Genomic DNA, 16,695 nt, shown 5'->3' with positions numbered 1-16,695 from the left:
ACTATCCCTTTATTTGCTGAAAGTCAGGGCAACGGCGCCCAGTTCGCTGCTGCCGGCTGCCTTCACGGTCGCGCCCGGCTTGGGCGGCCAGGAGAAGGGCAGGCGGACGACTTCGCGACCGCCGACTTCGCGTGCGGCTTCGACCAGCAACGTGTAATTGCCCGGCGCCAGCTGGCCCAGTGGTCCCTTGCCGGATGTGAAGGCGATCTTGTTGTCACCCGGCGCACGGGTGGCGCCGGTCACGCCGTTGGCCGGGAAGCTCATCGCCCGTCCGGAGGCGCGCCACCACTGGCGCACATCGCGCAGCCATTTGGTGCCTTCGCCGTTCCGCTTCGCCCCGTCATACCAGACGGACAGGCTACGCGGCGTGGCGCCTTCCTTCTCGATCCAGATGGCGACATAGGGCCGATGATATTCGGCGACCGACAGACGCGGAATATTGACGCTCAGGTTCAGCGTCTCTGCGCTGGCCGGCGTGGCGGCAGCGCCGAGCGCGGCCGTGCCGGTCAGCAACAGGCGGTGGCGGATCTGCATGGATGGTCCCCCTTAATGGATGAAGATGATGGCGAGGATCGCCGGAATGGCGAGGCCGGCCGCGACCAGCGGCCAGGTGCTCGGGCGTTTCTTGGCGTGCAGTTGCAGCAGCAGCAGTCCGGTCAGCGCAAACAGGAAACAGGCGACCGCAAAAATATCGATGAACCATTTCCACGCTGTGCCGGCATTGCGCCCCTTGTGCAGGTCGTTCAGATAGCTGATCCAGCCGCGGCTGGTGCTTTCGCTGGTCACGCCGCCGCTATGCCGGTCGATCGCGACCCAGCCGTCGCCGCCGGGGCGCGGCAACGCCAGATAGACTTCGTCCGCCGACCATTCGGCCACGCCTTCGCCACTCTGGCCGATTTCCTTCTCGACCCAGGTTGCGACAGGGGCGGGCAGGGGCTTCTTGGCATCTGGGGCATCGTCGGCCGCTACCTGCTTCAACAGATCAGCGGGCAAGGTCGCGCTTTTCTCGACCGTTTTCGGCGCGCCCTCGACATCGGCGGCATGGTTCAGCGTGATGCCGGTGAAGGCGAAGGCCAACAGGCCAATCAGGCTGATTGCCGAACTCACCCAATGCCAGGTGTGAAGCTGCTTCATCCAGAAGGCCTTGGCGCTCTTCTTCTTGGGCGTCTGGATACGGGCGGTTCCGTGCATCGGGAAAGCGGCTGGTCCTGCGGTGAATAGAGAGGTCGAAATACCGTGAGCCAATCGCAATTGCAAACGAGTCGCAGCCGGAAAATTGTATTAAAATGTAAGCTGCGGGAACGATGGGCGATCTGCGGCGTCAGACGGCGTCGGCGGCGCGCTATTGACGGGGGGGGCTATCCCTTCTAGCCGCAGTGTTTGCTGGATGTAACACGGGTCAGCCATGGCCGGTACGTCTCATATTGGATCGGCCCGCTCTTCAGGAGAGCGAATGAAGGCCGCTGCTAGGAATAAGATATGCTGCTGCCGGCCGTTGCTGCGGGAATGATGATGATGGGCGCGCAGGCTGAGGCTGATGCGCCGCAGCTGGCTATGGCCGCCGTGGCAGAAGCAGAGCTGGCGCAGGCCAGTGCGCCCGCGCCCGCTGCAACCGAAACGGCGCCACCTGCCACCGTCGACACGCCGCCTCCGCCGCCCGCCGCTACGGGCGATCAGCCGCAGGATATCGTCGTCACCGGCGAAAAGGGCGCGCCCAAGGGCGATCCGCTGGAACAGCTCAACGCCAAGAGCTTCGAGGCGGTGCAGTCGGTCGATAAGGCCGTCGTGGAGCCGGTGGCCAAGGCCTATAACAAGGGCCTGCCGCGCCCGGTGCGCAAGGGGCTGCGCAACTTCTTCTCCAATCTGGGCGAACCGATCGTGTTCGCCGCCTATCTGCTCCAGTTCAAGCCGGGCAAGGCGGCGGAGACGGCCGGGCGCTTCGGGGTCAATTCGACGCTGGGTTTCCTGGGCCTGTTCGACGTCGCCAAACGCAAGCCCTTCTATCTGCCGCACCGGGACAATGGCCTTGCCAATACGCTGGGCTATTATGGCGTCGGGCCGGGGCCATATATGTATCTGCCGATCGTCGGGCCGACCACGCTGCGCGACATCATCGGCGATACGGTCGACAAGATGATCCTGCCCTTCGCCGTGGGCAAGCCGTTCAACACGCCGACCTATGTCATCCCCGCGACCGTCCTCAACCAGTTGGGCGAGCGCGCGGCCTTCGACGAGACGATTCAGGAAATCCGCAAGGAGGATGATCCCTACACTGTCTACAAGAATCTCTACATGAAGCAGCGCAAGGCGGAGATCGAGGCGCTGCATGGCCGCGTTTCCGATGAGCCGGTCGTGCCGATCTATGGCGAGCGGATGCCCACGCCCGGCAAGAAAGGCGCGCCCAAGGTGACGATACCGGATCAGGACGCCCCGGCGGCAGATGATCCGGACACCGACCAGCCCCAATAAGCAGCCGCTTCGTCGGACATGAAAAAGGCTCCATCCCGGTCGGGATGGAGCCTTTTTCGTTCCTGTCAGGCGGATCAGCGGCCCAATAGGCCGCGTGCCTGCCCGGCAATCTCGGCCAGCATCGCGACATTGGGCGTCGCGGCCGCCTTGGCGCGGTGGACCAGCGACCGGAATTGCTGGATGCGCGCGCCCTTGGCCTTCAGCCATTCCTCGACATGCAGGGCAATATCCTTGCCTTTACCCTGCGCCAGGAAGTCGAGCCGCACCTGCTGCATGTCGCGCGCCACGCCGGAAATCAGCAGCCGCTCCCACGGGTCGGACGGCTCCATGCGGGCGGCGGTGGACTGGACCCAGTCGATGCCGACCGCTTCGCCCAGATGGGTGAAGGCGCGGGTCAGCGCGATCTCTTCCAGATCCAGCCGTGCGGCGAGCGCCGCGATGCCGACGGCGCCGTCCAGCTTGAACAGGCCGGCGGTCCGCACCGCCAGGGCTTCGGGCGCGCCGAGGCCCAGCAGACGATCGGTCACGGCATTGACCCGGCGTTGCGCCTCGCTGGTCAGCAGATCGTCGACCTGCGCGGCCAGTGCGCCGACGCCCTTCGCCAGCCGCTCATGCCCCTGTGCGGGCAGGCTACCGGCGGGCAGCGCACGCAATATGTCGGCGATCTGCGCCCGCATCCCGCTTGCAATGTTGCTGAACAGCGCAAGCCGCGCCGCTTCGGACATGTCGGCCGCGTCGATATCGTCCCACAAAGTGCGGATATCGTAGAGCCGCTCCGCGATCAGGAAGGCGCTGGCAAGGTCGGCGAGCGAACAGCCCTCTTCCTCGGCCAGTTCGAACGGATGGATCAGACCAAGCCGGTTGACGATCCGGTTCGCCACCTTGGTCGCGATGATTTCCTTCTTCAGCGCATGGGCCGCGATCGCATCCGCTTCCTTCTTCTGCATCGCAGGGGGGAAGGCGGCGGCCAGTTCGGTGCCCATGCTGGCGTCCGTCGCCAGATCGCCATGCTCGATCGCGTCCTGCAAAGCGAGCTTGGCGGTGGAAAGCAGAACGGCCAGTTCCGGGCGGGTGAGGCCCTGCCCATCCTGTCCCCGGCGCAGCAACTGGTCGTTGGCGGCCAGTCCCTCGACCTGACGGTCCAGACGCCCGGTTTCCTCGAACGTCTCGATCAGGCGGACATAGGAAGCCAGATCGGCCGCGCCGCCCGCTTCGGCAATCGACAGGCCCAGCGCCTGAAGACGATTATCCTCCAGCACGATCGCCCCGACCGCGTCGGTCATGCTCTCCAGCAGCGCGTTGCGCTTGTCGAAGGGCAGGCGGCCTTCCGCCATTTCCTTGTTCAGCGCTATCTTGATGTTCACTTCATTGTCCGAACAATCGACGCCGGCCGAATTGTCGATGAAGTCGGTATTGATCCGCCCGCCACGCAGCGAGAAGGCGATACGGCCCGCCTGGGTTGTACCCAGATTGGCGCCTTCGCCCACCACCTTGACGCGCAGCTGCTCGGCATTGACGCGCAGGCGATCATTGGCGGGGTCGCCGACATCGCCATGGCTCTGCGCCGCTGCCTTCACATAGGTGCCGATGCCGCCGAACCACAGCAGGTCGGCCGGCGCCTTCAGGATCGCGGAGATGAGCGCGGCCGGCTCCATTTCCTTGTCCGTCACGTCCAGTATCGCCTGCATTTCGGGCGTCAGCGCGATGCGCTTCAGGCTACGGGAAAAGACGCCGCCGCCTTTGGAGATCAGCGCCTTGTCATAATCCTCCCAGCTTGAGCGGGGCAGGGCGAACATGCGGTTGCGCTCTTCCCAGCTCTTCGCGGGATCGGGCGCGGGGTCGAAGAAGATATGACGATGGTCGAACGCGGCGACCAGCTTGATCGCCTTGCTGAGCAGCATGCCGTTGCCGAACACGTCGCCCGACATGTCGCCGCAACCCACGACGCTGACCGACTCGCTCTGCACGTCGATGCCCATTTCGGCAAAGTGCCGCTGCACGCTGATCCAGGCGCCCTTGGCGGTGATGCCCATCGCCTTATGGTCATAGCCGTTGGAGCCGCCGCTGGCGAAGGCGTCGCCCAGCCAGAAACCCTGTTCCAGCGCGATCGCATTGGCAACGTCGCTGAAGGTCGCGGTGCCCTTGTCGGCGGCGACCACGAAATAGGGATCGTCGCCGTCATGGATGACGACATCGCTGGGGTGCTTCACCTTGTTCTTCACGATATTGTCGGTGATCGACAACAGCGATCGGATGAAGATGCGATAGCTTTCGGTGCCTTCGGCCAGCCATGCGTCGCGATCGACCTGTGGGCTGGGCAATTGCTTGGGATAGAAGCCACCCTTCGCACCGGTCGGCACGATCACGGCATTCTTCACGCGCTGCGCCTTCATCAGGCCCAGGATTTCGGTGCGGAAATCGTCGCGACGATCCGACCAGCGCAGGCCGCCACGCGCCACCGGCCCGGCGCGCAGGTGGATGCCCTCGACGCGCGGGGAATAGACCCAGATTTCGCGCCATGGCAGCGGCGCGGGCAGGCCCGGCACCAAGGCGCTGTCCAGCTTGAACGCCAGCGCTTCCTGCGCGGCGGGCGCATAGAAATTGGTGCGCAGCGTCGCGGTGATGACGGCGCGCAGCAGCCGCAGCACGCGGTCCTCGTCGATCGCCGTCACCTGTTCCAGCCCGGCATCGATCTCGGCCTGCGCCTGCACGATACGGTCACCAGCGCCATCCTGCGCGGCGGGATCATGCAGCGCTTCGAACAGGGTGATCAGATTGTCGGTGACGCCCTGCGCCTTGCGCAGGGTTTCGGCGAAGGTCGCCATGCCATAGGCCACGCCCGCCTGCCGCAAATAGCGATACAGCGCGCGGAACAGCACCACCGATCGCGGTGCCAGCCCGGCGGTGACGATCAGTTCGTTGAACCGGTCATTTTCGGCATGGCCTTCCAGCACCTGCGCGATCGCTTCGGTGACGATGTCGGCGCGGTCCACCACCGCCTGTGCTTGGCCGCCCGCCGGCAGTTCGAGCACGAAACGCTGCACATGGCCCAGCGAGCCGCCGTCTATGGCGGTCGTCATCTCCTCGATCACGCGGAAGCCGAAATTCTCGAACACAGGCACGACTTCGGACAAGGCGACGGTGTCTTGGCTGTAGAGTTTCAGCCGCAGCCGCTCGGCGCTGTCTTCCGGGTTGCGATAGATGCGGATCGACTTGTCGCCCTCGCCCGACAGGCCGTGGATCAGGCGAATGTCGATGGCGGCCTCTTCAGGGCCGGCGCCGTTGCGGTAGGCGAGGGGGAAGCCGCCGCCATAGCGCTGCGCCAGCGCAGCGGCGCGGCCCGGCTCTTCGGTGGTTGCCAGCGCTTCTTCGACCGCAGGAATCCAGCCGCGGACCATCTGCTTGAGCATCCGGTCCAGCGCCACATCATCCGGCACGACGCCACCGTCGCGCAGATCGAGCGTGATGCGCAGCAGCGCCAGGCCGCCTTCCTCCAGCGCGATCGACCAGCTGAGTACCGTGCCATGGCTTTTGAGCGCTAGCATGTCCTGAATGCTCGTGCGCCGTGCCGTCGATAATTCCTCGCGCGGCAACCAGACGAAGGCGTAGAGATGGCGGGCGAGCGCGCTGGTGGCGAGCGCCAGTTTGGGGCGTGGCCGATCCGTCAGTGACATGAATGTCAGTGCCAGCCGCTCCAGCGTGTCGCGATCGAAACCGATGGTGATGTCGTGGGGCAGCGCGGTCAGCGCATGGGCCAGCGTCTTGCCGGCATGGCCTGACGGATCGAAGCCGAACTTGTCCATCAGCGTGGACAGGGCCGATCGCAGCAGGGGCACCTTGTCCGGCGTCGCGGCCAGACCCGAACTGGTCCACATGCCCGCATGGATCGACAGCGCCTTGACCTGCTTGCCTTCGCGCACCGGGATGATGACGAGGTCCAACAGCACATGGCGATGCACGCGCGACAGGCGACTGGACTTGATGATCAGCGGGGTGCGCTTGCCTTCCTCGAACCAGGTGAAGGCGGCTTCCAGCGAGGCCGGCGCGATCAGCGGCCGGTCATGCCTGGTGCAGATGCCGAGCGGCGCGCTGCTAGAGCCGTCGCGGCTGACGATTTCATGGCCGGTCTGGGTGAAGTGGCGAGCGAGGAACCAGCGCAGCAGGGCAGCGCCTTCCTCATCTGGCACCGCGTCAGCATCGGCGGCCATCGCCGCCTGCATACGGGGCCAGTCTGCCACGGCGGCGCGCACGTCCGACAGAGTTTCCTGCAACGCCTTTTCCAGCGCGCGGCGCGCCTTGGAATCGGCCCGGTCGGTTTCGACGTAAATCATCGATTCTCGACGGGCGCCGGGCGCCTCGTCGTCGAGGATGGCGGAGAGAGGGCCGTCACTCTTGCGCTCCACCGACAGAACGGGGTGCAGCAGTCGATGAATGGTGATGTCCGCAGCGGCCAGCGCATTGGCGATCGAATCCACCAGAAACGGCATGTCGTCATTGACGATGGCCAGCCGCATGAAGCGGCCATTGGCGCCTTCGCCCAGCGTTTCCATCGCGATCGCCGCGTGGCCGGTCTTGCGGCCATTGGCGGTCGCGCCCAGGAAAGAGGCTGCTGCGGTCAGCGCCGCTTCGTCCAGCCCCTCGCTTTCGCCGGGCAGGGCGCCCTTGCTCAGCGCGTCTTCCAGCGCCTTGCGGATGTTGTTGTCGACTTCCTTGCTTTTCGCTTCAACCAGCGCCGTCATTCGCTCCACCTCTCACAGCGGGTGCTGCCCGCTTCGATCGTAAACGGAGGAGACGCCGGATCGCCGCCATGCGACTCCTCTGCTTGGGGCGCCTATATGCGCTCGGTGACAGGGTGGCTCAACCCTTCACGCGAAATATAATTTCTGATTTTTGAAATTATATGATGCAACGCAACATGGCCCGCGCGGTCGGGCGGGGCGTGCGATCGCCGCCTTTATCGGCCAGACGTCGGGCCATGTCGAGCCGGAATATGGCTAAAAAGATGCCTTTTTGCCATCGCCACGCGATACGCGGCGATGGTGTGATCAGGAGCCAGCGACGGTGATCACTCGCTGACCCAAATCCGAATCCTCTGGCAGGGCAGCGACGATCGCCAATGTGCCGTCCGCCTCCCGCCGGGCGATGACCACGGCCAGACCATCCGCATCGGTGGCGACGGCAACCGGATCGATCGCAACCGCGGCCCTGATCGCGGCGCGGGCCTTCTGGCGCCTGTCGGGCCGGGCAGGGGCGTCAACTTTGCGCGCGGCGCGTTCTTCCTGAACCAGTGCCTTGAGGCCGCCGCGATAGGCGGCCAGATAATCGCTGAGCGCACCGACGTCCAATCCCGCCTTCATCGCATGGTCGAGCGCGGTCGCATATTCGGTGATGCGCGTCTTGTCATAGGTTGCGCCGAAGACCAGCTTGATGATGGCCGTCATCGGGCTACGCGCCTGCGCCTTCACCCCATAGTCAGCCAGCAGTTCGGCATAATCGTCCGGCCGCACCTTTGCCACCAGTGCAAAGTCGTAAGAAAGGCTGACCGCACGATAGAGCGCGGCATGACTGCGCGCCTCGCTGATGCGGACACGGGCGGCGCCATCGCGGGCGAGCGCCAGCCAGTCGGACAGGGAGGCGTCGTCGGGCGGGCATTCCATGCCGGTCAGGTCGAGCGTGTCGTCCTCCTCCTCGTCCTCGTCCGCCTCGAAATAGTTGGAAGCGGCCGGAGCGGCAGGACCATCGGCCCAGATCGGCGTGCTGCTCTGTTGCGCCGGAGCGGTGCGCAGCGCTTCGCCGACCTCCTGCTCCAGCGTTTCGGTTTCGCTGCGGCTCGCCGCTTCCTTCCAGTTGATGACGCCGAACACGAAGTCGATCGTCTCGTCATCGGAGGAGAAGGGCATCAATATGCCGCGATACATGATCTCCGCATTGCGCTGGTTCACGAACTCGGCTTCGAAGCCGATGGGCGCGGCATTGGCGATGATCTGAAGATAATGGTCGGTCAGCCGCGACAGCAGCGATCGGGCCGGCACGTCGTTGATATAATCGATCGTCCCTTCGATCTCGCACTCCTGGCGCAGCGCGGTGCCCAGATAGACGATGGCGGGATTATCGAGTCCGACGCTGAAATCGAGCAGCACCGCATGCGGACCGAAATCTTCCAGTTGGTCCGGCACCAGATCTTCGATCGAGGGCAGGGTGCGGTCGCCCAGCAGCGAAGCCCAATAATTATAGGCGCGCACCTGCATGCGCCGCTCGTCGGAAACGAGGGCCGGCGGATTTTCGACCTCCATGGCATCGGCATAGTCGAAATCATCTTCGTCATTGGCGGCGTCATGCCCCCGCAGGGTGTCCATCCAATCGTCCCTATCTCAGGCCAGAATGCGGCATTGTCGGATCGGACCATCGCATTGGATGGTAAATTTGCGGTAAATAGGCCGCCGTGCTGCGGGTTTTGCGCGACGAATGCGAAAAGAAGCAAAAGGATGCAAATGCCCGCTTGTCCTTCGCCCCGACCGCTGTTATCTGCCCGCCCCGACGCCGCTTTAGCTCAGTTGGTAGAGCACATCATTCGTAATGATGGGGTCACGTGTTCGAGTCACGTAAGCGGCACCAGCCTTTCAGTAGGAAACCCCTGAAATCGCTAGCGAAAGTGCCTTCCGGTTAAAGTCCGGGCGGTTGTCTGCTGTATGTGCCTTTGGGCTTGATCCAGTGGGTGCCGGTAGGACGAGCGTGGAGCGGTTGGGAACCGGTGAACAAGAAGGACTTTGATGCGAGGATATAGGGAACCGGGTCTTCATGACCGGGCCGCCGCAGCCAAGGCTGCCAAGGACAAAGCGCTGGAGTTGCTGCGTAACAAAGCGCCGCTCAGCGAAGCCGAACAGGCAGAGCGGCTGGCCAAAAGTGCTGCAAAAGAAGCCGCTGCTCAGGAACGGCGTGAAGCGATGCTGCGCGAGCGGGAAGCCGCGAAGATCGCCAAGCGCGAGAAGGCGGCAGCGGCCAAACCCGTGATCCTGACCGAAGCGGAGCGCAAGGCGGTCCGCGATGCGCGCTACGCAGCGCGCAAGGCGCGTAAATAGGCGGAATGTTAGTCCAGTCAGGCAATTCCGGCGCAGTCGATCCCACTCCCTATCCGCAGGATGTAGAAGTCGTAGATATAGCGGACATACCCGGCGGCGGGATATTGCGCCTCCTCAAGTCCGACGATCATTATTCGATACACTTCGGTTCGGAAGAACTGATGGGCAGTTGCGACCATGTCTCGGAAGAGGCTTTGGCGACCATGACCTGGCAGCGCCTTGGCAATCGCGATGGCGATGTGCTGATCGGCGGGCTGGGCATGGGCTTTACCTTAGGGGCGGCTTTGTCTGCCTGGTCGCTACAGTCGTCCATCACGGTGGCGGAACTGGTGCCCAAGGTCGTGACCTGGGCAAAAGGGCCGCTGGCGCATATCTTCGGCGACCATCTTTCCGACCCGCGCCTGACCATCGATGTCAGCGATGTGCATGATGTGATCGCCGCCGCGCAGGGCCGCTATGACGCGATCCTGCTGGATGTCGATAATGGCCCTGACGGTATGATACAGCCCGAAAATGAGCGACTCTATTGCAACTGGGGCCTGCGCTCGGCGCATGCCGCGCTTAAGAACGACGGTATTCTGGCAATCTGGTCTGCTTATCCTGCGGCAGGGTTTGACCGCAGTCTGGAAGACGCTGGCTTCAGCGTGGAAGAACAGAGCGTGCCCGCATTCGTCGGCAGTGATGGCGAATTTCATCATATCTGGTTCGCAACGAAGGCGAGGCGCTAGGAAAAGCTCGGTCTGAGTAGCCCCTAGATTTCTGGACGCCTTCTATCCTAATTTTGGGGCCGGGTGGCATGCGCGCATGCCGCCCGGTTCCCCGTCTCTGCGAAGGCCAGCCCAAGGTGCCGATGGCTGAGACGACGATTCAGCAAGAGACGGTGAAGCTGACGATGGCTTCGAATGGTCATACTGGACTGTTTCGTGTTGCGCGATATGGAAGGCGACATGAACGCTCCGGCAGACCGCACGGCCATCCGCAACGCGGCGGCCAATATCACCATCGTCGATGCCGCGCGCACGGTGATCGCCGAACTCGGTCTGGCAGGCATGAGCCTGCGGACCGTTGCGGAGCAGGCAGAGATGTCGGTCGGATCGATCAGCTATCGTATCGGCGATCGCGCTGCGCTGGTCACGGCTGTCATCGCACGCGAGATCGAACTTGCTGACGCCGTGGCCAAGGGTTTCCTGCTGCGGCTCAACGGGATCGAACCGGTCGGTGCGGGTTTGCTGCCCGATCTGGTTGGCGCCTGGCTCGACCTGATGGCGGGCGAGCAGCGCATCTCGGCCATTGTTACCTGTGAACTGGCGCTGCTCGCCAGCCGGATACCAGAAACCGTGCCAGATGTGCCCCGGCTGATCGATCGGTCGGCGGCGATGTGGCGGGAGATGCTGAAGATGTCGCCGGACGGCGACCGGCTGGCTGATGCGATCCACGCCTATTGCCTTGACGAGCGCCCCTTCTCGATCGCGCTTGGCGACATGGCCGACTATCGGTTGTTGCGCCAGTCGACCATACGAGCTTTGTTGCGCGATCCGGCGGAGGCACCTGCGCCGGCGGCAAGCCAATGGCATATGGCGTTGGTCGATCGCCTCGCAGTGCCATCGGCCGATGCACTGGACGCCGCCGACATCATACCCCAGGGCCCCAAGGCCGCGCTGGCCGACCATGTCGCCGACCTGATCGTCGCAGATGGCGTGGGCGCGCTGTCGCACCGCGCGGTCGCCCAGGCGTCGGGCATGGCAGCGTCGAGCGTCGCCCATCATTTCCCGACCCATCGCGACATCGTCTTCGGCGGGGTGGAGGCGATCTATCGTCGGATGCGGACGGACATTCGCGCCTCGAACGGCACCGCGCCTGGCAGCGGCACGATTATCCAACTGACCCATGAGAGCGCACTGCTTGCCAATCGCAATCCTGCCTTTCTGCCTTTCGCGATCGATATGCGACGGCGGCGAGCGGAAAATGTCCATGTGCAGGTGGCGGAATGGATCGGCGTGCCGGTCGATGGCGATCGCGCACGGATACAGGCAATCGTCGTCGCGCTGATCGGCCATGGCCTTGAAATCCTTGCTCGCGGCGCGCTGGCCGAGCCGTTTCCAGACATGTCCCGGCATTTCGCAAGAATCGAACGATCGTCTTAAATATAAATTTAATTGGATAAATTGATCGAACGATCGTCTTAAAACGGTAAAGTTGCGATTCTAGTGCGCGGCCCAACGGTTCGATGGGACGGAGCAAGAATCATGTTCGGGTACAAGACAAAGCGCGGCCTCTTGCTGCTTTCGACGATGCTGGTCGGCGGCACCCTGCCGCTGGGCATGGGCATCGCCCAGGCGCAGGACGCCGCCGAAGCGGGTGAGGCACTGCCGGAAATCGTGGTGACGGCCGAACGCCGTAGCGAGAGCAGCCAGAAGGTGCCGCTGGCGATCCAGTCGATTACCGGCGATACATTGGCCAAGACCGGCTACACCTCGGTCACCGACCTTCAATATACGATGCCGGGCGTGCAATATGACCCGACCCAGGGTGCGGCCTTCCAGATCCGCGGCGTCGGTAGCACGTCCTTCGATTTTTCCAATGCCAAGTCGGTCAGCGTCGTCGTCGATGATGTGGTGATGGATGGCCAGCGCGCCAACGGCCTGACCGGGCTGGTCGATATCGAGCACGTTGACGTGCTGATGGGGCCGCAGGGCACGCTGTTCGGCAAGAATGCGACCTCTGGCGTGATCGCGGTGACCACCGGCAAGCCGAAGATCGGTGACCTGTCGGTGCGTGCCAGCGCCAGCTTCGGCGAGCATGAAGAGCGCATCCTGAACGGCACCGTCAATATTCCGCTGGGACCGATCGCGGCGTTGCGGGTGTCCGGCTTCGACCAGGCGTTCGACGGGTTCGGCCGTAATGTGACGCTCAACCGGCTGGTCGGATCGCAGCATGAATATGGCGGCCGCGCGAAGCTCTATCTGGAGCCGTCGGACAGCTTCAATCTGATGCTGTCGGGCGACTATGCCTATCATTGGGACAGCAGTGTGCGCACGCCGGTGTCGGGCCAGTCAGCCGCTCTGACAGCGATCCTTAACAATCTTGGCGTCTATCCCGGTCCCAGGAGCGCCGATACGGCTGACTCCTCTTTCGGCGAAATCACGACGGAAGAATATGGCACCTCGCTGCGGATCAACGCGAAGTTGGGCGATCATGATCTGACCTCGATCACCGCTTACCGACTGACCCGATATGATAATTCGACCCCAGCGAACCTCGCGCCGGCCGATCAATATGCCTATATTCCGTTCAACCTGGGATATCTGGATACAGACAAGGTCAGCCAGGAAATCCATCTGGCTTCGCCGACTGGAGGTTTCGTCGAATATCTGGTGGGGGTCTTCTACAACAAGCTCCATGCCCGCCAAATCCAGGCCCAATGGGCAACGCTGGGAACGCCGCTCTATGATGCGAACGGTACGCCGCTCCAAACGCTGTACGCCTTGACCGGCGCGGCCGGGATCGATGCCAATGCTTCGCTGTTTGATGCCAATAATGAAACGATTGCGGCCTTTGGCCAGTTTAAGTTCAACTTCACGCCAGCGCTAAGCCTAACGCTGGGTGGGCGCTACACGCACGACAATAACTCGCAGAGCCTGGATTTCATCACCGTCAATGCACAGGCCATTGCCGGCTACACCCCGACATTTGTGGGATCGAGCGCCGCGCCGGCGATCGATTTCGGCCGGGTGAAGGGCGACAATTTCTCCTATCGCATCGCCCCGCAATGGCAGGTCAGGGACAATGTCATGCTCTATGCGAGCTATTCGACCGGCTACAAGCCAGCCGGTATCGCCTTCGTCGGCAACAAATATGCGCCTTACAAGGATGAGACGGTCAAGGCCTGGGAAGCGGGCATCAAGTCGGAATGGTTCGGCCGCCGCCTGCGCCTGAACCTCGACATCTTCCGGTCCGACTTCAAGGATTTCCAGGCAACCATCCTGACCAAGATCCCCGACGGGGCGGGCGGTCTGCTCGACGCGACGGTGATCGGCAATGCCGGCGGCCTGCGCACCCAGGGCGTGGAAGGCAATGTCGCGGTCCAGCCGGTGAAGGGCCTGACCCTGTCGGGGGCGCTGACCTATACCGACGCCAAGTTCACCGACTATGTCTATAACACCACTACCGACTATACCGGATCGCGCCTGACCAACTCGCCCAAATGGGCGGGTACGGCGGCGATCGACTATGAAACCGAATTCGGGTCGGGCTTTGGCGTGCGCGCCCATGCCGATTATGCCTATCGCAGCGAATATTGGACCGTGGTGGGCCAGCCGGATTATTCCAATGTGCCCGGCTATGGCCTGGTCAATGGCCGCCTGACCTTCAGCCTGCCCAGCAAGACGGTCGAATTTGGTGTCTATGCCCGCAATCTGTTCGAAAAATATTTCTCGACCGGCTGGCAGCAATATGGGGCGCTGGGCCTGCTCCACTACACCTCGCCCAATGCGCGCCGCACGGTTGGCGGTTTCGTCAACGTCAGTTTCTGATCTTCCACAGAGCCTTCGGGGAAGCACAATCATGAACAAGACGATTGCTGGCGGAATCGCCGCCGCCGCGCTCATCGCGAGCGCGGCTTGGGGAGAGCAGGCGATGGACAGCGCAGCGCGGGACGATGCGCTGTCCATCAACCAGATTCAGGTGGTGGGCACGCATAACAGCTATGCCATGCCCGCAGACCCGCGCGTCATGGCGCTGATGGCGCCGCGCCTGGCTGCGTTGATGGAAAAGATGGGGCTGCCGATGACACCAGCCCAGCGCGCGGCGATGGAGGATGAGCATCCCGGCCGCCTGACCGACATGGCCAAGACGCTGGATTATGTGCAGATGCCTTTGCAGGCGCAGTTGCGCAGCGGGGTGCGCAGCATCGAACTGGACCTGCAACCCGACCCCAAGGGCGGCGCCTATGCCGACCCGTTGCCCTATCGCCAGTTGCGCGAACAGGGTGCGACTGATCTGGCGCCGATTTATGCCGAGGAACTGCGCAAGCCGGGGATCAAGGTCTTCCATGTCGCCGACCTCGATTTCCGCAGCCAATGCCCCAGCTTCCGCTCCTGCCTGACCCTGCTGAAACAATGGTCCGACAGCGAACCGGACCATAGCCCGGTCTTCATCCTGCTGGAGCCCAAACTGTCTGGCCTGGACCGTGCCATTCCCGGTGCGGCGACCGTGCCGCCCTTCGACCAGGCGGCGTTCGACGAGGTGGACGAGAGCATCCGCACGATCCTGGGCCGCGACAAGGTTTTCGCGCCCGACGATCTGCGCGGTTCCATGCCGACGCTGGAGGCCGCGGCGCTCGCCAAGCGCTGGCCGAGCGTGCAGGCGGCGCGGGGCAAGTTCATCTTCCTGTTCCTGGTGCCGGGCATGAACCTGCCGGCTTTCGCCCCCTATCTGGACGGTCGGCCGTCGTTGCAGGGGCGTATGGCCTTCGTCCAGGGCAAGCCCGGCATGGCCCACACCGCCTTCATGCTGTTCGACAATGCGCTGAGCCATGGCGCGGAAATCAGGGACGCGGTGAAGAAGGGCTATCTGGTGCGTGCCCGCGCCGACATCGACACCGTCGACGCGCGCAATGACGACGCCCGCCGCCGCGATGCGGCGCTGGCGAGCGGGGCGCAGATCATCTCCACCGATTATCTGAGCGCGCCCAACGTCTATGCCAATGGCTATCATCTGGCGCCCTTCGCCCATGGCTGGCGCTGCAATAGCGTCGTCGCCAAATGCAATGTCGGCAAATGATGAAGGCTGATCTGTCCCGCCGCGCGATGCTTGGCATCTGCGCGGCGGGCGTGGCCGCACCGGTCCTTGCCGCGCCCAACAAGGGAAAGCGTGATTTCCCGAAAGACTTCCTCTGGGGCTCGGCGACCGCCGCGCATCAGGTGGAAGGCAATAATGCCGCGTCCGACATGTGGCTGCTGGAACATGTGAAGCCGACCCTGTTCGTCGAGCCGTCCGGTGATGCCTGCGACAGCCTACAACGCTGGGCGCAGGATCTGGATCTGGTGAAGGCACTGGGCCTCAACGCCTATCGCTTCGGCATCGAATGGGCGCGGATCGAGCCGGAACCGGGCCAGTTTTCCACCGCGATGCTGGACCATTATGGCCGGATGGTCGACGGCTGTCTGGCGCGCGGCCTGGCGCCGATCGTCACTTTCAGCCATTTCAGCGTGCCGCGATGGTTCGCGGGGCAGGGGCATTTCCAGTCGCCTGACGGCGCCGATATCTTCGCCCGCTTCTGCGACCGGGCGATGCGTCATCTGGGCGATCGCATCGCCTATGCCGTGACGCTCAATGAACCCAATGTCTCGGCGCTGCTGCGTTTCGTTGCGCTGCCGCCCGCCTTCATGGGCGGCGTCAAGGCGATGCTGGGCGCTGCGGCCAGGGCGTCGGGCATGCCCGGCTTTGCCAGCGCGCTGTTCAGCGAACAGGATGTGACGCCAGCCATGGTCGCCGCGCATATCAAGGCCTATCAGGCAATCAAGGCGTTGCGACCCGCACTACCGGTCGGCGTCGGGCTGGCGGTCGAGGACGACCAACTTGTCGGCGAAGATGACAGTTATCGGGCGGCTAAGCGCCGGGCGGTCTATGCACCCTGGTTTGATGTGACCCGGACCCATGCCGATTTCATCGGCGTCCAAAACTATACCCGTCGCCGCTACGATACCAAGGGACTGGTCCCGCCGCCGGCTGGCGCGCCGATGGCGAGCGACGGCCGCGAAATCTACCCGGCATCGCTCGGCAACAGCGTGCGTTACGCCCATCAGGGTACGGGTAAGCCAGTCCTGATTACCGAAAGCGGCATCGCAGCGAGCGACGATGCCCTCCGCCAAGCCTATATCCCGCAATCGTTGCGGGGGTTGAAGGTGGTGATGGACGAAGGCGTGCCGGTGCTGGGCTACACCCACTGGTCGCTGCTCGACAATTTTGAATGGATATCGGGCTATGGCCCGCAATTCGGCCTGGTGTCGGTGGACCGCAAGAGTTTTGTGCGCCAGGCGAAACCTAGAGCGGGATGACGTTTGGCTGATTCAAGCGGGATTCCCTTTGGGGTGATTTTCTGATTCAAGATGCTTGCTGGGCATGGAGGCCAGCGAGCATGGCGAAA

General features: G+C 63.4%; 11 protein-coding genes and 1 tRNA gene. 8 read left to right on the top strand and 4 right to left on the bottom strand.

The annotated features are described in order from the left end of the window. Positions 1 to 9: 9 nt before the first annotated feature. Positions 10 to 534, bottom strand: coding sequence for a DUF2271 domain-containing protein (locus tag BMX92_RS00060; protein WP_093010253.1), 525 nt, complete (start codon positions 532 to 534; stop codon positions 10 to 12). 12 nt (positions 535 to 546) lie between these two features. Continuing rightward, positions 547 to 1,191, bottom strand: coding sequence for a PepSY-associated TM helix domain-containing protein (locus BMX92_RS00055; RefSeq protein WP_093010251.1), 645 nt, complete (start codon positions 1,189 to 1,191; stop codon positions 547 to 549). A 288-nt stretch (positions 1,192 to 1,479) separates the two neighbouring features. Here BMX92_RS00055 and BMX92_RS00050 point away from each other — a divergent pair, with 288 nt between their 5' ends. Beyond that, positions 1,480 to 2,469, top strand: a complete 990-nt coding sequence (locus BMX92_RS00050) for an MlaA family lipoprotein (protein ID WP_093010249.1) — start codon at positions 1,480 to 1,482, stop codon at positions 2,467 to 2,469. A 74-nt stretch (positions 2,470 to 2,543) separates the two neighbouring features. Here the strand turns inward: BMX92_RS00050 and BMX92_RS00045 are convergent, their stop codons facing one another. Next, a complete protein-coding gene (locus BMX92_RS00045) occupies positions 2,544 to 7,208 on the bottom strand; it encodes an NAD-glutamate dehydrogenase (protein ID WP_093010247.1) in 4,665 nt (1,554 codons plus the stop codon). A 306-nt stretch (positions 7,209 to 7,514) separates the two neighbouring features. Further along, the gene (locus tag BMX92_RS00040; RefSeq protein ID WP_093010245.1) at positions 7,515 to 8,825 is read right to left on the bottom strand and encodes a PAS domain-containing protein; all 1,311 of its coding nucleotides are present in this window, start codon (positions 8,823 to 8,825) and stop codon (positions 7,515 to 7,517) included. Positions 8,826 to 9,008: 183 nt separating this feature from the next. Between BMX92_RS00040 and BMX92_RS00035 the strand changes: the two genes are divergently transcribed. The 7 genes from BMX92_RS00035 (at position 9,009) to BMX92_RS00005 (ending at position 16,606) form a co-directional block, all read left to right on the top strand. After that, positions 9,009 to 9,084, top strand: a tRNA-Thr gene (locus BMX92_RS00035). A gap of 155 nt (positions 9,085 to 9,239) precedes the next feature. Next, the gene (locus tag BMX92_RS00030) at positions 9,240 to 9,548 is read left to right on the top strand and encodes a DUF6481 family protein (RefSeq protein WP_093010243.1); all 309 of its coding nucleotides are present in this window, start codon (positions 9,240 to 9,242) and stop codon (positions 9,546 to 9,548) included. 5 nt (positions 9,549 to 9,553) lie between these two features. Next, entirely contained in the window at positions 9,554 to 10,276 is a 723-nt protein-coding gene (locus tag BMX92_RS00025) for a spermidine synthase (RefSeq protein ID WP_093010241.1), read from the top strand. A 219-nt stretch (positions 10,277 to 10,495) separates the two neighbouring features. Beyond that, positions 10,496 to 11,692, top strand: coding sequence for a TetR family transcriptional regulator (locus tag BMX92_RS00020; protein WP_093011199.1), 1,197 nt, complete (start codon positions 10,496 to 10,498; stop codon positions 11,690 to 11,692). Between the two features lie 102 nt (positions 11,693 to 11,794). Continuing rightward, positions 11,795 to 14,080 carry a TonB-dependent receptor gene (locus tag BMX92_RS00015; RefSeq protein ID WP_093010239.1) on the top strand — a complete coding sequence of 762 codons (2,286 nt, stop codon included), beginning with the start codon at positions 11,795 to 11,797 and terminating at the stop codon, positions 14,078 to 14,080. Positions 14,081 to 14,111: 31 nt separating this feature from the next. Then, positions 14,112 to 15,329, top strand: coding sequence for a Ca2+-dependent phosphoinositide-specific phospholipase C (locus BMX92_RS00010; protein ID WP_093010237.1), 1,218 nt, complete (start codon positions 14,112 to 14,114; stop codon positions 15,327 to 15,329). Beyond that, entirely contained in the window at positions 15,326 to 16,606 is a 1,281-nt protein-coding gene (locus BMX92_RS00005; protein WP_093010235.1) for a glycoside hydrolase family 1 protein, read from the top strand. The genes BMX92_RS00010 and BMX92_RS00005 overlap by 4 nt, the downstream gene beginning before the upstream one ends. Positions 16,607 to 16,695 lie beyond the last annotated feature (89 nt).

The sequence above is a fragment of the Sphingobium sp. YR768 genome (assembly GCF_900111125.1).
GTDB lineage: Bacteria > Pseudomonadota > Alphaproteobacteria > Sphingomonadales > Sphingomonadaceae > Sphingobium.
This window is presented reverse-complemented; position numbering and strand designations above follow the sequence as displayed.